This is a genomic window from Paenibacillus sp. TSA_86.1 (assembly GCF_052691815.1).
Map to the genome: position 1 here is coordinate 1 of NZ_JBQZGE010000022.1, position 18850 is coordinate 18850.

Sequence of the window (18850 nt, forward strand, 5' to 3'; positions counted from 1 at the left end):
CGTCTCATACTTTCGCGTTCATTCTGCAAGCAGAATGTTTACTCACTCGTTGTTCAGTTTTCAAAGATCAAACTTATTTAGTTACTGTCACTCATTCGTTTCAGTAACTTTTATATCATATCACGTCCAAACCAACTTTGCAAGCTCTTTTTCAAGTTTCTTTCGAAGCTTGTTTTCATTTGCTTGCCGCACCGTGTAATCTGTGTTTTCTTGGCCGGAATTAGAATATACCATGTACAGAATAACATTGCAAGTGTTTTTTCTATTTCTCCAAACAGCTTCATTCTTACTTCCAAGAATAATCAGAACTACACGAGTGCATAAGGAAAACCTCTTACAAAGGCATTAAATGATGATCTTACATAATAAACGTCTCTTACTTCCTATATTCCTTTAACCTAAATTTTTAACAGGAGCCTTTCTCGGCCATAAACTATAACTCATGCTAATCAGAAAGTCGATGCTCAGCACCATACCCCATACTCGGATCAGACCCGTAAACACCTCTGTACGTGCTGGATCACCGATCCACCTTATCATGATATACAAAAGCACACTCCCAATACTCCAAGCCAAAAAATGCCTGAACCAGCCTACGCGCTCACGCCTTGCATGCTCTTTACCATACAGCTTGTTTCTCCTGGGATTCTCTCCACCTCTAAACCAGTATTGAAAGTAACGGTCAGCCCAAGCAATCATCTGATGTCCAAAAGCAATACTTACCCCAATATAGATAGCTGCAATACCATGAACCATACTTGCTGTAGCTCCACGCTGGAGATCTATTACCGTGGCGACTAGCAACAGGACATCAATAATTGGCGTAGCTGCCAACAAGGCCAAACCCAGCCGCTTCATGCCCAGCATATATCGAACGCTAAGTCCTGCCGCAACAAATACCCAGAATGCGATCTCACATGCAATAATAAAATAAGCGATCATAACCATACCTCCTCATTATAGTACAACTGTACCATAATTATTTTAACACGTTTGTATTATATTATTCAATGATGATATAATACAGTCATGCCTAAAATCGTAGATCATGATAAACAACGCGTGCTTGTGGCCGAGGCCGCATGGCGTATTATTCGAAGAAACGGTATGGAACAAGCCTCTGTACGAAATATTGCGGAGGAGGCTGGTATCTCGGTCGGTTCCATGCGTCACTATTTTTCCACTCAATCCGAGCTGCTGTTATATGCAATGAATCTGGTCTCAGAACGGGTGACTTCCCGGCTTCAAGGCATATCTTTTGACGGGTCTCCAATGGAACATATGAAACAGTTACTACTTGAATTCCTGCCAAATACGGATGAGAAAATGGCTGAAATGGAGGTCTGGTTCGCTTTTACTGCCAAATCCAAAACTAATCCTGCACTCAAAAAGCTGGCTGACATTGTCTATAATGATATTAGGCGAGCTGTTGAATTTGTTATTACCTCACTGGTAGAGGCCGACATCTTCAGACCCGATCTAAATAAGGAACTTGAGATCGAAAGACTGTATGCTCTCGTTGATGGCTTGGCCATCCATGCGGTGCTTAGACCGGATCAGGTGAACGGCAATCTAATCGATGAAGCCCTCACATTACATCTGGCCTCACTATGCCTGTAGAACAAAGCCCGTAAATTGAACATCCCCATTGTTAATCAGGCTTAAGCAAATTAAGTAATGGCGCGAAGCACACATAGCAAGATCCAGGGTCTGCCTCAGACAGATTGTCATAGTTCAACTCTATCTCTATCTTGATAGACCCATCGCAAATAAAAAAAACGCAGCACATTCAATGTCACCCCCATTTTTTTGTATAAGGGAGTACATACTGAATGCCTGCGTTTTTTGTTGTTTTAACCAATGATAATCCGGCCTTCTGGGTGGCGGTAAAGTTTCTTTTCTTTACGGGGACGAAGTGCATATGCAATGGTCAGTGGTCCGATCCGACCAACAAACATGGTAAAGGTAATAATGATTTTGCCCCAATTAGTCATCTCATGGGTTACGCCCACCGACAGCCCCACCGTACCAATAGCCGATGCTGCTTCGAACATGAGTGAAAGGAATGGCGCATCCTCTGTCGTCAGCAGAAGCATCACCACAATCATGAAAATAATCAAGGAGACCATAATGATGGTTAATGCCCTCATCAGCAACTCTTTGGGGACGCGCTGACGGAAAAAGACGATATCTTTGTTGCCACGAATCATGGCGTAGACCGCCCCGATCATAATCAGAAACGTGGTTGTCTTGATTCCCCCACCTGTCGAACCCGGAGAAGCACCGATGAACATCAGCAAAATAAAGAAAAACTGTGTTGCCTGCCGCATCTGCGTGATATCAATGGTGCTGGTTCCGGAAGAACGTGTGGAGACAGACTGGAAGAACGATGCGTAGATTTTCTCGCTCCAAGTTAATGAACCCAGCGTATGACTATTCGTGAATTCAAAAATAAACAGCACCACTGCACCTATCCCAATCAGCGCACCTGACACAGATAGCACCAGTTTGGACTGCAAAGATAAGCGGCGGCGTTTGCGATACTCAAACAGGTCATTCAGGACAACAAAACCAAGCCCACCGGAGATCACCAGAATCGAAGCTGTGATGTTGAAAATCCAGTCTCCGGTATAATATTGAAAACTGTTGCCAAACAGATCAAATCCACCGTTGTTAAACAAGGACACCGAATGGAAAATCCCATAGTATACGGCCTGCATAAAAGGCATCTCGGTTGCCCAGCGCAAAGCCAGAATAACTGCAGCCACCCCTTCAATGGTAAACGAAAAGATCAGAACCTTGCGGATAATCCGCACAATCCCCTCCATGCTATCTGCATTAATGGCTTCCTTCAGCAATAACCTGTCCTTAAGAGAGATGCGTTTGCCCAGCACAAGTGCAAACAATGTAGCCATTGTCATAAAGCCAAGTCCGCCAAGCTGCATAAGGATCATGATGACAATCTGACCAAACAGATTGAAGGTTGTCCCTACGTCCACCACTACAAGCCCAGTCACGCATGCCGCAGAAGTAGCTGTAAACAAAGCATCAATAAAGGCGAGATGTATACCACTTTGATTGGAAAACGGCAGCATCAACAAAACTGTACCAATAGAGATAATCAGCAGGAACCCGCCAACCAATATTAACGGGGGAGATATGAACCTGGCGATGTGAAGCCTGAACTTCATGAAGGGCACCTCTTTTAACCAAAATGAAAATGTGAGCAACGGTGACCCGTTGTATAGCTGCCGCGTTGCTTATGTAAACCCAAAGAGGAACTTGCCCCAGCTTGAATCCAGTGGCAGGTTCCTCTTCTATTATGAACGAATGATACGTTCCTTATTTACTCTTGTGTACGTGGACGCATGTGCGGGAAGAGCAGCACGTCACGGATGGACGGCGAATTGGTCAGGAGCATGATCAGACGATCGATACCGATTCCCAGACCACCTGTTGGTGGCATACCATACTCAAGTGCACGGATGAAGTCGTCATCCATCTCATGAGCTTCGTCATTGCCATGCTCTTTCTCCAACATCTGTGCTTCAAAGCGCTGACGCTGATCAATTGGATCATTCAGCTCGGTGAAAGCATTGGCATGCTCACGTCCAACGATAAACAACTCGAAACGATCCGTGAAGCGTGGATCTGCATCGCTTTTCTTCGCCAGTGGCGAAATTTCAAGCGGGTGTCCCATAATGAAGGTTGGCTGAATTAGTGTTTCTTCAACAAATTCTTCAAAGAAAGCGTTCAAGATATGACCAAATGTCATATGTGGTTCAACTTTTACATTATGCTCTTTGGCCAGGCTGTGCGCTTCTTCATTCGTCATGTGTACGGAGAAGTCTACACCGACCACTTCCTTAACAGCATCCACCATCGTTACACGGCGCCATTGCGGCGTAAGATCTACTTCATGATCACCGTATTGAATCACTTGTGTACCAAGTACTTCCTGTGCAATGTGGGCTACAAGGTTTTCAGTCAAGGCCATGATATCCTTGTAATCTGCATACGCTTCATACAGCTCAATCATCGTAAACTCCGGATTGTGACGTGTAGACATACCTTCGTTCCGATATACACGACCGATCTCATATACTTTTTCCAAACCGCCGACAATCAGACGTTTCAAGTGAAGTTCGATCGCAATCCGCATGTACAATTCCATATCAAGCGCGTTGTGATGTGTAATGAACGGACGTGCCGCTGCACCACCTGCGATGGTATGCAAAGTCGGTGTCTCCACTTCCAGATAACCATGGGAGTCCAGATAACGACGCATGGATTGAATAATTTTCGAACGGGTAATGAAGGTTTGTTGCACTTCAGGGTTCGTGATCAGGTCTACGTAACGCTGACGATAACGCAGTTCAACGTCGGTCAGACCGTGGTATTTGTCCGGAAGTGGGTAAAGTGATTTCGATAGCACTTCCAAGTCCTTTACTTTAACGGAAGTCTCACCTGTTTTGGTTTTGAAAACAACGCCGGATACCCCAACGATATCTCCAAGATCAAGCAGACTAAACGCCGTAAACTTGTCCTCTGGCACGCTATCTTGACGAACATAGATCTGGATTCGGCCGCTCAGGTCTTGAATATGTGCAAAGCTTGCTTTACCCATGCCCCGCTTCGCCATAATCCGTCCGGCAATGCTGACTTCGATGTGCTTCTCTTCCAGCTCTTCTTTGGTCAGTTCTTCATACTTCTTCAGAATGGAGCCGGCCTCTTCGGTACGTACGTATTTTTGGCCAAAAGGGTCGATTCCCAATTTGCGGAGCTCGTCCAATTTGTCGCGGCGAATCTGTAACAGCTCGCTAAGTTCGGTTTCCTGATTCAAGACTTCATCCGTCATGATCTATATTCATCTCCTTATTTACATTGCAGCCCGTGATTACACGTTTGTCCGTAATGTTGAAAAAAGCTTCCCTAAGGAAGCTTTTGTCTACCGAACCTGACTGCTTCGTTACTACAGCTTTTTAATATCTACAATTTTATATTGAATTACGCCAGCAGGCACACTTACATCAACCACTGTACCTTTTTTCTTGCCCAAAATGGCTTTACCTACAGGACTTTCATTGGAGATCTTGTTCTGAAGCGGATCAGATTCCGCAGTACCTACAATCGTATATTCCGTGATATCGCCGAATTCCAAATCCTCTACAGTTACGGTTGCACCCACACTTACGGAATCGGTATCGATTTCATCGCTGTTGATAATTCGCGCGTTACGCAACAACTTCTCCAATGTAATGATACGTCCCTCAATGAAAGCTTGCTCATTCTTCGCATCTTCATATTCGGAGTTCTCACTGATATCACCATATCCAATGGCTACTTTGATCCGTTCAGCCACTTCACGGCGCTTCACTGATTTCAGTGTTTCCAGTTCTTCTTCCAGCTTCTTGAGTCCTTCTGGTGTAAGGATAACTTCCTTGTCGCTCATCTCAACCGATTCTCCTGTCATGGGAATAATTTGATTGTACGGCAACGGAATCAGTGCTGATGACAGAACTCCGCCCGCATACATCTTCAAAACTATATGAAGTTCTCCAGAGAAATAGAATATTCCTCCTGATGCTCTATATTTAGCAAACGCACATGGCGAATTTATACTGAGAAATTATAGGGGAACGATCTCGAAAAGTCAATGTTACACTCCCTGGGGCTGCAAACGTTTTAAAACTCTTCTCCTCTTAAGAAGCGTTTCCAGTGATTACTGGTTCAGATTCCAGATTACCTTCGGCTTTCAACTGATCCACAAAGCTCTCTAGAATGCCCACCATTTCATCCCGCTTGGTTCCTTCCATAATAACGTCCTTAATTCGCGCCGAACCTTTCAATCCCTTCAGATACCAAGCCAGATGTTTACGCATTTCGCGTACGGCAACCGTTTCATTCTTAAGTGCAATCAGTCGATCCATGTGCAGAACAGCTACACGAATCTTCTCTTCTGCATTCGGATCAGGAGGGAGCTGGCCTGAGCTCAGATACTGAATCGTGCGATACAGCATCCATGGGTTGCCCAATGCGGCACGCCCGATCATCACTCCGTCACAGCCGGTCTCATCCAGCATACGGCGGGCATCCTCTGGGGAAGATACGTCACCGTTACCGATGACAGGAATAGAGACGGCATCTTTGACATTTTTGATATGTGACCAATCCGCAGTACCGGTATAGAGTTGTTCTCTTGTCCGACCATGTACACTGACGGCACTTCCGCCCGCACGTTCCACTGCAAGAGCATTTTCAACCACATAGATGTGTTCGTTATCCCAGCCGATCCGCATTTTAACGGTGACAGGTTTCTCTACAGCTTCCACAACGGCCGATACCATCTCGTAGATTTTGTTCGGATCCAGAAGCCAGCGCGCACCTGCATCACACTTGATCACCTTGGGTACAGGGCATCCCATGTTAATGTCGATGATGTCTGCATTGGTTTCCTTATCCACGATCCTGGCTGCTTCCACAAGCGATTCCCGATCGCCTCCCCAGATCTGAAGACTGAGTGGCTTCTCACGTTCATCTACAAACAACATCTCGCGCGTCCGCTGGTTGCCATGCACGATGGCTTTGCCACTCACCATCTCCGCGCAGACAAGACCTGTACCAAACTCTTTAGCAATCAGGCGGAAAGCCGGATTACATACGCCAGCCATAGGTGCAAGGACGACCTGATTCTTCATTTCAATATTGCCAATCTTAAGCATGCTTGTTGTTTCACCTCTTTATCCATTTGAAGCCCGAACTGTTTTCACAATCCTTGACTGTTCCATTTTATTTAGTGTGCTTATTGTTATTTATACTTTTCTGTTTGTTCGTTGTTGTTCGTTGCTAATCGTTACTTACCCTGTAACTCCTCAATGCTAATCGCCAGCACACCTGCAATCTTGCCAAGTTCCTGTGGTGTCACCTTGCGATTCCCTCGCTCAATCGTTCCCAAAATGGCTAATGATATGCCAGTTCCGGCTGCAAGCTCATGCTGCGTTAATCCTTTCAACTTCCGGAATGCCCGGATTCGATTGGCCAATTGCATGTTTTCCAACGCTGTATTCCATCCCTTCCATCCAGTACAGACAACGATGCGTGTACAAAGGTATGCAAGCCTGATGCCTCATCCTGCGGTACAATATCCGACAGCGGCACCAGTACAAAAGCCCGCTCTCCCATACGGGGATGCGGCAGTTGAAGCAGTTCAGTATCTCGCGTCTCATCCTGCATCCAGAGCAAGTCCAGATCTACTGTACGCGGACCCCAGCGTATATCCCGAACCCGTCCAAGCCGGTTCTCCACACTCAGCAATTCGGCGAGCAGCTGCTCCGGTGTCAGACTTGTGCGAACTGCAGCGGCCATATTCAAAAACGCAGGCTGATCAACATACCCTACCGGCTCCGTCTCATACAGCGCAGAACAGCGTAGCACATATATATGAGAATGTTCATCCAAAAGCGTTAACGCTTCAATTAATGTCTGCTCCCGGTCACCCAAATTAGCCCCTAAAGCAATATAAGCCTCTGAGGATTCAGAGGTCGAATGTGCAATCATGATCGGTTCTCACTTTCTTGAGCGGCGAAGCTCTACGGTTACGCCTCCAAAATGAATATCAAATGGCGGATGCGGCTTCGTCACCTTGACTGTCAATGCATTGATAATAGTATAAGTGTCTATTAAAGAAGATGCAATATGTTCACCCAACGCTTCAATTAACTGGAATGATTTATTTTCGACGATCTGCTTCACCAGTTCATGAATCTCTGCGTAATTAATCGTTTTGGTCAGATCATCATTACGTCCGGCTTCACCCAGATCCATATCAATCTCCAAATCGATGTAATAACGTTGTCCGAGCTTCCGCTCTTCTGCAAATACTCCGTGATAACCGTAATACTCCATGCGGTGCAAAACCATTCTGTCCATGCATTTCGCCTGCCTTCTATTCAAATACTTTCTATATCAAAACGCTTCGCTCCAACATGGATGGGCCACAAAGCCCTCCATTATGATCTTCTCCGCAAGCCTGGAGAACGATACAACATAGCATCACACATGTCCGCCGTCCGCCGGATCGACTTCACATCATGGACCCGTACCAATTGGCAGCCTTGGGCAATGCCAAACGCCACCGTTGCTGCTGTGCCTTCCAGCGCATCGTCCGCACCCACATCCAGCGTATGCTGAATAAATCGTTTGCGGGATGTGGCGAGCAGCACCGGATAACCAAGTTCACCAAGCAGCCCCAGAGAAGACATCAGCTGCAGATTCTCTGAGATATCCTTTACAAACCCGATGCCCGGATCCAGTATAATCTGATGCTCCTGCACACCTGCTGCAAGCGCGTGCTGAATGCTGTCCTGCACATCACGCACAACATCATTCAGATAATCACTGTAGTCCCTTGCCTGTCGATTATGCATCAGAATGATAGGACAGCCCAGATCAGCCGCAGTCCGCGCCATCTCCGGGTCAGCCCTGGCTCCCCATACATCGTTGATGATATGCGCCCCTGCCTGAATCGCTTGACGAGCCACATCCGCCTTGTAGGTATCCACCGAGATCGGGATCTGCGGTGCCTCTGCGTGCAAGGCTTCGATGACCGGAATAATCCGTTGAAGCTCTTCGTCCGCACGGACAACATCTGAACCCGGACGTGTGGATTCTCCGCCGATATCAATCAGATCAGCACCGTCTTCCATCATCTGTTTGGCATGGGCTACAGCCCGCTCCACACTATTGTATCGACCGCCGTCGGAGAATGAATCTGGCGTGACGTTCAGAATGCCCATAATCTGTGTTCGGGTTCCCAGCGTAATTGAGGCTGACCCCCATTCATATGTCCGTTCATAGATGACTGGTGTAAGTGTCATGAAGTATACCCCGCTTTCTCCCGGTACATACGCAGCAACGCTGCGGTAACGGGGCCAATATGTCCGCGACTGACCGAGGTCTCCGTGCCGTCCAGATCCCGTAATGTCGTCACTGGAACGATCTCGGCAACCGAGCCTGTCAGAAATATTTCATCCGCTTGCTGAAGATCCTCCCAAGATGACTGCACTTCCCTACAAGGGATACCTTGCTGCGCAGCAATCTCTATCACCACCCCTCTGGTGATACCCGGCAGAATACCCGTGGACAGTGAGGGGGTATAGAGGACTTGTTCACGTACCCAAAACACATTACTAACAATGCCCTCCGCGACATAACCGTCTCTCGTGAGCTGCAATCCCTCTGCTCCCAGTATTCGCTGATCGTGTTGACCACAACCGTTTAATTCACGTTTCGCCAATATACTGTTCATGTAATGGAGTGACTTGAACCGGACTTGGCTCTCCGGCGTATTACGCGGTGTAGACAGGCGTTGGAGCATTTTACCCCTCTCATACAGAGTCGGAGATGGTTCAGCTAATGCTTTTGCCAGTACGATATGGGTCGGATCTGTATAATCTCCCGAAGGTAATCCGAGCGGTGCCTCACCAGCAGATACCGTGTAACGCACGTAAGCATCCTCAAGCCTATTTGCCTGCATCAGACGGGTTATCCAGTCTGTCACTTCTGCCGCTGTTACGGTAAAAGGAATACCCAGCTCTTCACAGCCTGAAGCCATGCGGTCCAGATGCCGTTCCAGAAGGTAAGGCTTGCCACAGTATGTTCGAAAGGTCTCGAACAGCCCCAGCCCGTACAAAAAGCCGTGATCCGTTACAGGAACCACGGCTGCCGCCAATTGAACCAGTTGTCCGTTAATCGCGGCATATTGCATGTTACACCTTCGCCTTTTGCTGTGACAAGAAGTTACGAAGCATCTGATGACCATGATCTGTAATGATGGATTCCGGGTGGAACTGCACACCTTCAATCGCATATGTTTTGTGACGCAGACCCATAATCTCTCCCTCCGCTGTCTCCGCTGTAATCTCCAGGCAATCCGGCAGACTGCTTCGTTCCACGATCAATGAATGATAACGGGTAGCTGTGAACGGAGAGGGTAAACCGGTAAATACCGATGTACCTTGGTGAAGCATTTCCGATGTTTTACCATGCATCATACGATCTGCCCGAATGACATTGCCTCCAAACGCTTGTCCGATCGCCTGATGCCCGAGACATACACCAAAGATGGGAATGCTGCCTTTGAAATGTTCAATAACTGCCAGGCTGATCCCCGCCTCATTCGGTGTGCATGGGCCTGGAGAGATCAGAATATGATCCGGTGCCAGCGCCTCAATGCCTGCCAGATCGATCTCGTCATTGCGCCTTACTTCCACCGTCTCCCCCAATTCACCCAGATATTGAACCAGGTTGTAGGTAAAGGAATCGTAATTATCGATAACCAGAATCATATGTCTGCTCCTCCTCATCTTCCACCGCAGACTGCGGCGGATGCCATGTTTATTTTAACTTAACTGCTTCGTTCTGTTCGACAGGTTCCTGCTCTCGTTGAGATTGCTCCTGCTTGGGTTGTTTATCAATATCAACATCAGCTCGTTCACTGTAGTTCACAGCCCTCATCATCGCCCGGGCCTTATTGTGACACTCCTTGTACTCACGATATGGATCAGAGTCAATAACGATGCCTGCACCAGCCTGAACATACCCAGTCCCATCTTTGATCGCAAGTGTACGAATGACGATATTCAGCTCCATGTTACCACTGTAATCTATCCACCCGATTGATCCTGTGTATGGCCCTCTCCGCACCGGTTCAAGCTCTTCAATAATCTCCATGGTGCGAACTTTGGGAGCACCCGTTATCGTTCCGCCCGGGAAAGTCGCGGCAATGACATCAAATACGGTTAATCCTTCGGCCAATCTGCCCTCCACCTGTGAAACCAGATGCATGACATGTGAATATTTTTCGATTGTCATTAATTCAGGCACATGAACCGATCCGTATGCAGCTATCCGGCCGATATCATTGCGCTCAAGATCAACCAGCATAATGTGCTCGGCTCGCTCCTTCTCACTACCAAGCAGCTCATCTGCCATTGCCTGATCCTCTGCCTCATCATGCCCTCTTCTTCTTGTTCCAGCAATGGGACGCGCGCTGACCTTGCCATTGTCCACTTTCACAAGCAATTCCGGTGATCCACTGACCAATTGAAATTCAGGGCTGCGAAGCATGCCCATATAGGGTGACGGGTTCACTATTCGCAGCCATTCGTAGATATGCTCACTGCTGGATTGAAGCTTCTTTTCATGTCTTAGTGACAGATTAACCTGGAATACATCACCTTGCCGGATATATTCCTGTACCTTGCGCACAGCTTGTTCAAAATCCTCTTGCGGGAAAGATGTCTTCCATCCCTCTGTTTCCCGCTCCGATTCTTCTCTACGCAGTGCAAGATGAACCTGCCTGTGACGGAGTTCCAGCGCTTGCTGCTGCTCTTCTGCCTGGGCAAAACCCGTAATATGAAGCCAGCTCTGCTGCATTGCAACCGCTCGTGCCTCTGCTGCAGCATAGAGATTGCTTAGACCATCCTGATCCTGCCGCTTGGAGTTCATCTCCACATGCACCATACAGAAAAGAGCCTGCTGGTCATGGTCATATGCCCATATTTCCTCAAATCGCATCCACAAGTAATCCGGTAGAACAGGATTGTCTTCAGCCACCGTTGGCAGCTTCTCCAGTGATCTGGCCACATCATAGCTGAGGTACCCCGCACAACCGCCTGCAAAATCGGGTGCTCCGTCAACCTTGGGTGCACGGTAAGGTGCCATCCATCTTTTTAAAACATCCAGTGGCTTGCCCTGATCTTTCCTTGTTGTCCCCTGAAACACATCGTGGATGGTTGCTTCCTGCCCTTTGCCGGAAACGATGGACACCGGATTTAAGCCGAGGAATGTATACCTTCCGCCTTTGCCATTCTCCAGTACGATTGCATTGGGAGATGCATGCTGCCATGCAGCTTCCCATGTCAACGGTAAACCGCCATGATACGGCCCTTCATCCAACTTCATTATATAGGGTAGCATTGTCCAGCCTTGTCCAGCCCACGCTTCCCAGTCGGCATATGTTGTCATCAGGTGTGTCATTGCGGCCCGCCGCCCTTTCCTGTGTCACTATATAGCTTATATAGTTCTTATTGTTTGATAGTATACTAAAGCGCCGTTGCTTTTAAAAGCATTACGCCAAAAATCCTTCCCACCCGTCAGGGCAGGAAGGATAAATATGAACTGGTTCAGGAGCATCAAGGTTTATCCGATAATCGATAAGTCCTGTACCTGTAATTACGCCTCGAAATTGTAAAGCGGTGTGCTCAGATAACGTTCACCATTACTTGGCACGATAACCACAACGCGTTTACCCGCTCCCAGCTGTTTCGCTACTTGAAGTCCTGCGCGAATCGCAGCACCGGATGAAATACCGGACAGAATGCCTTCTTCTTTCGCAACAGTGCGAGCTGTTTCAAATGCGTCATCATTCTCAATGTGAATGATTTCGTCATACACTTCCTGATCCAGGATCTCAGGAATAAAGTTTGCACCAATCCCTTGAATTTTGTGAGGGCCTGGTTTACCACCCGCCAGAATTGGCGATGCTGCCGGCTCTACGGCCACAATTTTGATTCCAGGAAATGCTTCTTTCAACACTTCACCCGTACCAGTGATCGTTCCGCCAGTACCAATCCCTGCAACAAACGCATCAAGTGTTCCACCTACAGACTGGATCGCTTCTACGATTTCAGGACCTGTCGTTTCACGGTGAATTTTCACATTCGCTTGGTTTTTGAACTGCTCCGCCATGAAGTAAGATGGGTTTTCTTTCAAAAGCTCTTCGGCTTTTTTGACTGCGCCGTTCATTCCCTCTGCTCCAGGTGTAAGCACAAGCTCAGCACCATAAGCGCGAAGCAAGTTGCGGCGTTCCAAGCTCATGGTTTCAGGCATTACAATGACCGACTTGTAGCCTTTAGCAGCAGCAACCATCGCGAGGCCAATCCCCGTGTTACCACTTGTTGCTTCAATGATCGTACCACCCGGTTTCAGCTTGCCTTCTTTTTCCGCCTCTTCAACAATGCTGATCGCGATACGATCTTTCACACTTGAGCCTGGGTTTTGATATTCCAGTTTCACCAAGATTTCAGCACTGCCTTCAGGTACGATATTGTTCAGACGAACAAGCGGAGTACCCCCGATGAGTTCAGTTACATTATTAACTACTTTAGCCATATGAATGCCCTCCTTAGTTGGATGAATAATACTTATATCGTTCCTGTAAACCTATGCGATCTGTACCAATAAACCTCTGGATGTTTATGAAGAACTGCGGAAATCCGGTGATTATCCGTTCCTTTCTGCATAAAGAGCCACGCATACAGGTATAGGCAGCGCCGAGTTTTCCGGAAGTTTCTTTATCCTAATGAAAACATATACTTCATACATATATCTTTTGATGTGTTTATATCCGAGTAAACGAGTAGGTATTTGATTATTTTCATCTTATCAACGTTACACGTCATTGTCAATATGAGTACTCAAAAAAATACTTTGCCTTGGGTCTTGAGACCGTAGACAAAGTATTTTTATCAAGATGCAACTCCTATAAGACAGGATGTTTATCAATCATCGTTTCAGGAGGCGGGAATTTCGGAGATAATCACAGCCTCATATTTATCTCGTAACATCTGTTCGACCTGCGGAAGTGGATCAGCCTGGCTCAAGGCCAGCTCCATACGAATTTCTTCATGGACTTCCTTTGCTGACTGCTCCTTGCGTTCGGCTTTGTCATTCATTTTCATGATTGCATAGCCGTTTTCCACCTGTACCGGACCAGCAATTTCACCGATTTTCATATTGGCAGCAAGCTGCAGAATTGATTTGGACTGGAACGGGTCATTCTGCTCAATCCACCCCAATCTGCCTCCTGCATCTCGGGAGTAGGTATCTTCTGATTCCGAGCGAGCCGTTTCTTCAAAATCTTTCCCATTCCGAAGTGCCGTGAGCAAAGCCTCGGATTCCGACTTTTCTTTTACCACTATAATGGATAGGTCATATTTCTCAGGAGTGATGTAGTCTTCACGATGCTCCACCCAATACTGCTGAATATCATCATCCTTAATATGAATGCCTGCGGTAGCAATCTTTTCAAGCAGTAGACGATACCCCGCTTCCAATTCGAGATCCTGCTTCGATAGGCCAAGCTGTGATTTCATCGCATCATAATAAGACTTTTCTGAATCATACCCATCCATAGCCTCTGCCATCTCTCTTGTGATCTCTTCGGGAGTGACCACCAAATTGCGTTGAAGAGCCTCAGCATACACCGCTTTTCGGTTCAGCATCTGCAGCAGGATTTCACTGCCATAACGTCGTTTTAACGCATCCGTCCAGACTTTATCCGTAATCACTTCACCATTAATCGTTGCCACCGTGCTTCCTTCTTCATGGTTGGCATCATGTGGTGTTTCTGCATCTTCTTTACCCTGATTAAGTACCTGCATCGCCATAACCGTACCCATCACCAATACGCCAAGTGTCAAAATAACGACCGCCGTCCACAATCCTTTTTCCTGTCTGGTCATACCGCATCCCGTCCCCGCATCGATCAGTTCTTGGCTTGTTCTAGGATGGTCTCTAGCTGCTCTTTGTTAAAATCATAAGCCTCATTGCAGAATTGGCAGATTACTTCCGCCTGTCCTTCTTCTTCGATTAGCTCCTCCAGCTCGGATTGTCCGAGACTGATCAGGGTTTGTTCCAAACGTTCACGAGAACAACTGCAGTTAAAATGAATATCAAGTTCACCCATAACCTGCACATCCGGCAGAAGACGGCGCAACAATTCTTCAAGCTCCAGTCCCTTGTTCAACAAGGTTGTCACCGGAGGCAAGGCACCAATGGCATTTTCTATTTCTGTGATATCCGGGTCAGTAAGTCCTGGGAGCAACTGTATTATAAATCCACCCGAAACGATAACCGAGTTATCTGTATCGACCAGGACACCCACTCCAACAGCAGAAGGTGTCTGTTCCGACTGAGCGAAATAGTACGTGAAGTCTTCGCCCAGCTCTCCTGAAATAATAGGAATACTGCCACGATAAGGATCTTTCAGACCCAGATCCTTCGTGATATTAATGAAACCTTCTGTACCTACCGCGCCAGCTACATCCAATTTGCCAAAACGATTGCTTGGCAGATGTACATGTGGATTGGAAACATAACCCCGTACCTCACCTTTGGCGTTGGCATCGGCTACGATCTGGCCTATCGGGCCATCTCCGTTCACTTGGATAGTGAGCTTTTCATCACCTTTCAGCATTGCACCCATAATGGCCGCTGTCGTTACAGTACGCCCCATAGCAGCTGTAGCCGTGGGAAACGTGTCATGTCTTCTCCGCAGCTCTTCTACCAGTTCTGTGGTCTGAACGGCAAACGCTCTTACCTTTCCATTCATTGCTGTACCACGGATCAACCGATCGTGTTTGTTGTTGTTTTCCAAGTCATTCAGCCTCCTTTGGCGTATAATCTTGTTCCTTAACAGAAAAAAACGGCTCAACATTTAAGCTGAATCCCAGCCTGCTGTATGCCGCCCTTTGTATGTCTACCGTTCCCGGTTCCGCTCATAGATGACACGCAGCCCCTCAAGCGTAAGCAGCGGATCGACTTTCTCAATGCTTCGGGTCTCTTCTGCAATTAGAGCAGCAAGGCCCCCCGTGGCAATGACCATAGGTTCAGCCTTCATCTCTTCGCGAATTCGTTCTACGATGCCGTCCACTTGCCCGGCGTATCCATAGATGATACCTGATTGCATGGCATGCACAGTATTGCGTCCAATAACCTTCTTCGGCTTCTCCAGCTCAATTCGCGGCAGTTTGGCTGCCCGCTCATAAAGTGCTTCGGTAGCAATGTGAATGCCAGGGACAATAGCGCCCCCCAAATAATGGCCTTTCTCGTCAATACAGTCAAACGTTGTGGCTGTACCAAAATCAACGACTACAAGAGGACCGCCGTACTTTTCCACGGCTGCCACGGCATTTACGATCCGATCCGCTCCGACTTCGCGCGGATTCTCATATCGCAGATTCAGGCCGGTTTTGATGCCAGGCCCGACGATCATTGGTTTTTGGCCCACGTATTTCACACACATCGTCTCGATGACATTCACTAGTGGCGGAACCACAGATGAAATAATCACACCCTCAATGTCGCGAACCGCGATACTGGACATATGAAATAAATTATAAATCAATACGCCGTATTCATCCACTGTAGACTGACGAGAGGTGCTCAGACGAAAATGGTGCAACAGTTCACGGCCCTGATATACCCCGAGCACAATGTTACTGTTACCCACGTCTACGACTAAAATCAAAGAGGTTCACCCCTCTTTCTTTTCGTTTAAATCCAGGCTGATATCCAGGCTCTCAAAAGAATAGGTTAACCTGCCAACCGAAATTACATCCACACCCGTTTCTGCAATTCCACGAATGGTTTCGAGAGAAACGTTGCCAGATGCTTCTACCTTCACATGCGGAGCCTGTTCACGAATCAAAGAGATCGCTTCCCGCATCCGATCAGGCCGCATGTTATCCAGCATAATGATATCTGCACCAGCTTGCAAGGCTTCTTGTACTTGAGTCAGATTTTCCGTCTCCACTTCAATCGTCATCGTATGCGGAATAACGGCTCGTGCCCGCTGCACCGCTTCGGAAATACTACCTGCACCTTTAATATGATTGTCTTTGATCATAACGGCATCATACAGGCCAAACCGGTGATTCGCTCCGCCACCAACACGTACAGCATACTTCTCTAACAAGCGGTGACCTGGTGTTGTTTTGCGTGTATCGACAAGTCTGGTCTTCAATCCTTCAAGAGCTTCTACGTAGGAGCGGGTACGCGTAGCGACACCCGACATACGCTGTAATAAATTAAGGGCCAGCCGTTCCCCGGTAAGGAGTGAGTGCGTGCTGCCCTCGACTACAGCCAAGATCGTGCCAGGAGTAACGGCATCGCCGTCATTTACTTTTGCCGTGTAACGAAGTTCTGGGTCTACAACCTGGAATACTAGCTCCGCTATTGTGATGCCTGCAATGACACCATGATCTTTGGCGTGAATCACAGCTTTGGACTCGCTGTCTGCAGGAATGGTCACATTGGTTGTGATATCTCCTGCACCTACATCCTCACGTAACCAACCTTTAATCGTCTCAACAAGTTCCTCATTATATCCGTTCAGTATCATGACATCCATTCCTCCACAATCGCTTGTTCTCGCTGTTGCAGACTATGCTTCTGCCACATAGCATCATCGCGTGCCGGGAAGTCCTCGCGGTAATGTGCTCCTCGGCTTTCCTCACGGTGCAGTGCTCCGCTGGTTACCAGCCATGCACAAGTCAAAAGGTTGGCATACTCCAGTTCTTCCCTTTGTGTGAGCTTTTGATCAAAAAAAGATAACTCCTGCTGCAATTTATCCATTGCCTGCTGCAGGTTCTTTCCGTTTCTTCGAAGTCCCACTTGGCGAACCATCATCTTCTGCAGGCGTAAACGTCTTTCCGATACCGGCTTGGCGATTTTCTGTTCCTCTGTATTGTTAATGTTAATCTCCTTTTTGTCCTTGCTCAGAGATTTCACATCTCTCCCAATCGATCCATTGAGTGATGGCAACGAATGAATGCGTTCCACGATTCTCCGGCCAAATACAATCGCTTCAGATAAGGAGTTGCTCGCTAATCGATTCGCTCCGTGCACACCTGTCGAAGATACCTCGCCACAAGCAAATAAACGAGGGATACTGCTCTCACCGCTTAAATCGGTCTTCACTCCACCCATCATGTAATGAGCAGCAGGCGCAACCGGTATCCAATCGGCGGTCATGTCGAGGCCATAACGCATACAGGTTTCATAAATGGTAGGAAAACGATGTTTCACCATCTCCGGCTGCTCGTGGGTAATGTCCAGATAAACAAACGTACTGTTTGTCAATTCCATCTCGCTAACAATCGCCCTGGCTACAATATCACGGGGTGCCAGCTCCAGCTGCGGATGGTACTTCTCCATGAAACGTTCACCCTTCACGTTGCGAAGGTACGCACCCTCTCCACGTACCGCTTCAGATACCAGGAAACGTGGAGCTCCCGGGTAACACAACGATGTTGGATGGAACTGAATGAATTCCATGTCGCGCACGATGGCACCTGCACGATATGCCATAGCCACCCCATCGGCAGTAGCAACATCAGGGTTCGTCGTATAACGGTACAGTTGTCCCGCTCCGCCAGAGCAGAGCACCGTTGCTTTGGCTTTGACAAATACTTTGGAGCCGTCCTCTTTCAGAATCAGAGCACCGATACATTCTCCTTGATCCGTAATAAGATCAACGACAAAGTGTTCATCCCAGACGTCGATGCCAGGATGTTCGTGAACCTCAACAGCGAGCGCTCTTACGATCTCATATCCTGTTGCGTCTCCGTTGGCATGTAAAATACGGCGGTGGCTATGCGCACCTTCCTGCGTCAACGCCAACTCGCCGTTCTCCAGGTCGAACAATGTACCCAGACGGATCAGTTCTCTGACACCGTCCGGGCCTTCGTTTACCAATACTTCAACTGCCTCGGATCGGCACAAGCCTGCTCCGGCAACAAGAGTGTCCTGCAAGTGGTATGCAGGCGAATCATCTTCAGCGATAACAGCCGCAATTCCCCCCTGCGCATATCTGGTGTTACTCTCAAGCAAAGACTTCTTCGTAATCATCAGTACACGATGCTGCTCACTGGCCTTAATGGCCGTGAACAGACCGGCAATGCCTGAACCGATGACCAGTACATCTGTCTCCACCATCGGCAGCGCAGAGAGATCAAAATCATAAATATATTGCGATATCATCTTATTCACCTGTCTCGGAGCAAGA

19 protein-coding genes are annotated in these 18850 nt (G+C 47.7%); 1 reads left to right on the top strand and 18 read right to left on the bottom strand.

Features of this window, described 5'->3' with window-relative positions:
* Window positions 1-393: 393 nt before the first annotated feature.
* A complete protein-coding gene (locus ACUTVW_RS25225) occupies window positions 394-942 on the bottom strand; it encodes a hypothetical protein (protein WP_445648296.1) in 549 nt (182 codons plus the stop codon).
* 87 nt (window positions 943-1029) lie between these two features.
* On the opposite strand from ACUTVW_RS25225, the gene ACUTVW_RS25230 reads away from it, so the two are divergent.
* Complete coding sequence (locus ACUTVW_RS25230) at window positions 1030-1620, top strand: TetR/AcrR family transcriptional regulator (RefSeq protein WP_445648297.1); 591 nt, start codon at window positions 1030-1032, stop codon at window positions 1618-1620.
* Between the two features lie 233 nt (window positions 1621-1853).
* On the opposite strand, the gene ACUTVW_RS25235 is transcribed toward ACUTVW_RS25230, so the two are convergent.
* From ACUTVW_RS25235 to nadB, 17 genes are all read right to left on the bottom strand, one after another.
* Window positions 1854-3191, bottom strand: a complete 1338-nt coding sequence (locus tag ACUTVW_RS25235; RefSeq protein WP_445648298.1) for a TrkH family potassium uptake protein — start codon at window positions 3189-3191, stop codon at window positions 1854-1856.
* A 155-nt stretch (window positions 3192-3346) separates the two neighbouring features.
* Window positions 3347-4858, bottom strand: coding sequence for a lysine--tRNA ligase (gene lysS, locus ACUTVW_RS25240; protein ID WP_445648299.1), 1512 nt, complete (start codon window positions 4856-4858; stop codon window positions 3347-3349).
* Between the two features lie 114 nt (window positions 4859-4972).
* Complete coding sequence (gene greA, locus ACUTVW_RS25245) at window positions 4973-5452, bottom strand: transcription elongation factor GreA (protein ID WP_445648339.1); 480 nt, start codon at window positions 5450-5452, stop codon at window positions 4973-4975.
* Between the two features lie 250 nt (window positions 5453-5702).
* Entirely contained in the window at window positions 5703-6722 is a 1020-nt protein-coding gene (dusB, locus tag ACUTVW_RS25250; protein ID WP_445648300.1) for a tRNA dihydrouridine synthase DusB, read from the bottom strand.
* Between the two features lie 131 nt (window positions 6723-6853).
* Window positions 6854-7012, bottom strand: coding sequence for a helix-turn-helix domain-containing protein (locus tag ACUTVW_RS25255; protein ID WP_445648301.1), 159 nt, complete (start codon window positions 7010-7012; stop codon window positions 6854-6856).
* Entirely contained in the window at window positions 7009-7557 is a 549-nt protein-coding gene (folK, locus tag ACUTVW_RS25260) for a 2-amino-4-hydroxy-6-hydroxymethyldihydropteridine diphosphokinase (RefSeq protein WP_445648302.1), read from the bottom strand. The genes ACUTVW_RS25255 and folK overlap by 4 nt, the downstream gene beginning before the upstream one ends.
* Window positions 7558-7566: 9 nt before the next feature.
* The gene (gene folB, locus ACUTVW_RS25265) at window positions 7567-7929 is read right to left on the bottom strand and encodes a dihydroneopterin aldolase (protein WP_434748589.1); all 363 of its coding nucleotides are present in this window, start codon (window positions 7927-7929) and stop codon (window positions 7567-7569) included.
* Between the two features lie 80 nt (window positions 7930-8009).
* Window positions 8010-8876, bottom strand: a complete 867-nt coding sequence (gene folP, locus ACUTVW_RS25270; RefSeq protein WP_445648303.1) for a dihydropteroate synthase — start codon at window positions 8874-8876, stop codon at window positions 8010-8012.
* Window positions 8873-9766, bottom strand: a complete 894-nt coding sequence (locus ACUTVW_RS25275) for an aminotransferase class IV (protein ID WP_445648304.1) — start codon at window positions 9764-9766, stop codon at window positions 8873-8875. The genes folP and ACUTVW_RS25275 overlap by 4 nt, the downstream gene beginning before the upstream one ends.
* A 1-nt stretch (window position 9767) precedes the next feature.
* Entirely contained in the window at window positions 9768-10346 is a 579-nt protein-coding gene (gene pabA / locus ACUTVW_RS25280) for an aminodeoxychorismate/anthranilate synthase component II (protein WP_445648305.1), read from the bottom strand.
* Window positions 10347-10395: 49 nt separating this feature from the next.
* The gene (locus tag ACUTVW_RS25285) at window positions 10396-12039 is read right to left on the bottom strand and encodes an anthranilate synthase component I family protein (protein ID WP_445648306.1); all 1644 of its coding nucleotides are present in this window, start codon (window positions 12037-12039) and stop codon (window positions 10396-10398) included.
* 195 nt (window positions 12040-12234) lie between these two features.
* A complete protein-coding gene (gene cysK / locus ACUTVW_RS25290) occupies window positions 12235-13173 on the bottom strand; it encodes a cysteine synthase A (RefSeq protein WP_445648307.1) in 939 nt (312 codons plus the stop codon).
* Window positions 13174-13574: 401 nt separating this feature from the next.
* Entirely contained in the window at window positions 13575-14525 is a 951-nt protein-coding gene (locus tag ACUTVW_RS25295; RefSeq protein WP_445648308.1) for a peptidyl-prolyl cis-trans isomerase, read from the bottom strand.
* A gap of 23 nt (window positions 14526-14548) precedes the next feature.
* Window positions 14549-15439, bottom strand: coding sequence for an Hsp33 family molecular chaperone HslO (hslO, locus tag ACUTVW_RS25300; protein WP_445648309.1), 891 nt, complete (start codon window positions 15437-15439; stop codon window positions 14549-14551).
* Between the two features lie 102 nt (window positions 15440-15541).
* The gene (locus ACUTVW_RS25305; RefSeq protein WP_445648310.1) at window positions 15542-16312 is read right to left on the bottom strand and encodes a type III pantothenate kinase; all 771 of its coding nucleotides are present in this window, start codon (window positions 16310-16312) and stop codon (window positions 15542-15544) included.
* Window positions 16313-16318: 6 nt separating this feature from the next.
* The gene (gene nadC / locus ACUTVW_RS25310; protein ID WP_445648311.1) at window positions 16319-17185 is read right to left on the bottom strand and encodes a carboxylating nicotinate-nucleotide diphosphorylase; all 867 of its coding nucleotides are present in this window, start codon (window positions 17183-17185) and stop codon (window positions 16319-16321) included.
* Window positions 17182-18825: an L-aspartate oxidase gene (gene nadB / locus ACUTVW_RS25315; RefSeq protein ID WP_445648312.1), complete on the bottom strand. Its 1644-nt coding sequence runs from the start codon at window positions 18823-18825 to the stop codon at window positions 17182-17184. The genes nadC and nadB overlap by 4 nt, the downstream gene beginning before the upstream one ends.
* Between the last annotated feature and the right edge of the window lie 25 nt (window positions 18826-18850).

Bases quoted from the DNA above. Each gene is read 5' to 3' on its own strand.
- ACUTVW_RS25275 (WP_445648304.1), bottom strand. From the start codon at position 9,766: ATGCAATATGCCGCGATTAACGGACAACTGGTTCAATTGGCGGCAGCC.
- folB (WP_434748589.1), bottom strand. From the start codon at position 7,929: ATGGACAGAATGGTTTTGCACCGCATGGAGTATTACGGTTATCACGGA.
- cysK (WP_445648307.1), bottom strand. From the start codon at position 13,173: ATGGCTAAAGTAGTTAATAATGTAACTGAACTCATCGGGGGTACTCCG.
- nadC (WP_445648311.1), bottom strand. From the start codon at position 17,185: ATGATACTGAACGGATATAATGAGGAACTTGTTGAGACGATTAAAGGT.
- pabA (WP_445648305.1), bottom strand. From the start codon at position 10,346: ATGATTCTGGTTATCGATAATTACGATTCCTTTACCTACAACCTGGTT.
- folP (WP_445648303.1), bottom strand. From the start codon at position 8,876: ATGACACTTACACCAGTCATCTATGAACGGACATATGAATGGGGGTCA.
- ACUTVW_RS25285 (WP_445648306.1), bottom strand. From the start codon at position 12,039: ATGACACACCTGATGACAACATATGCCGACTGGGAAGCGTGGGCTGGA.
- ACUTVW_RS25295 (WP_445648308.1), bottom strand. From the start codon at position 14,525: ATGACCAGACAGGAAAAAGGATTGTGGACGGCGGTCGTTATTTTGACA.
- greA (WP_445648339.1), bottom strand. From the start codon at position 5,452: ATGAGCGACAAGGAAGTTATCCTTACACCAGAAGGACTCAAGAAGCTG.
- nadB (WP_445648312.1), bottom strand. From the start codon at position 18,825: ATGATATCGCAATATATTTATGATTTTGATCTCTCTGCGCTGCCGATG.
- dusB (WP_445648300.1), bottom strand. From the start codon at position 6,722: ATGCTTAAGATTGGCAATATTGAAATGAAGAATCAGGTCGTCCTTGCA.
- ACUTVW_RS25230 (WP_445648297.1), top strand. From the start codon at position 1,030: ATGCCTAAAATCGTAGATCATGATAAACAACGCGTGCTTGTGGCCGAG.
- lysS (WP_445648299.1), bottom strand. From the start codon at position 4,858: ATGACGGATGAAGTCTTGAATCAGGAAACCGAACTTAGCGAGCTGTTA.
- folK (WP_445648302.1), bottom strand. From the start codon at position 7,557: ATGATTGCACATTCGACCTCTGAATCCTCAGAGGCTTATATTGCTTTA.
- ACUTVW_RS25235 (WP_445648298.1), bottom strand. From the start codon at position 3,191: ATGAAGTTCAGGCTTCACATCGCCAGGTTCATATCTCCCCCGTTAATA.
- ACUTVW_RS25225 (WP_445648296.1), bottom strand. From the start codon at position 942: ATGATCGCTTATTTTATTATTGCATGTGAGATCGCATTCTGGGTATTT.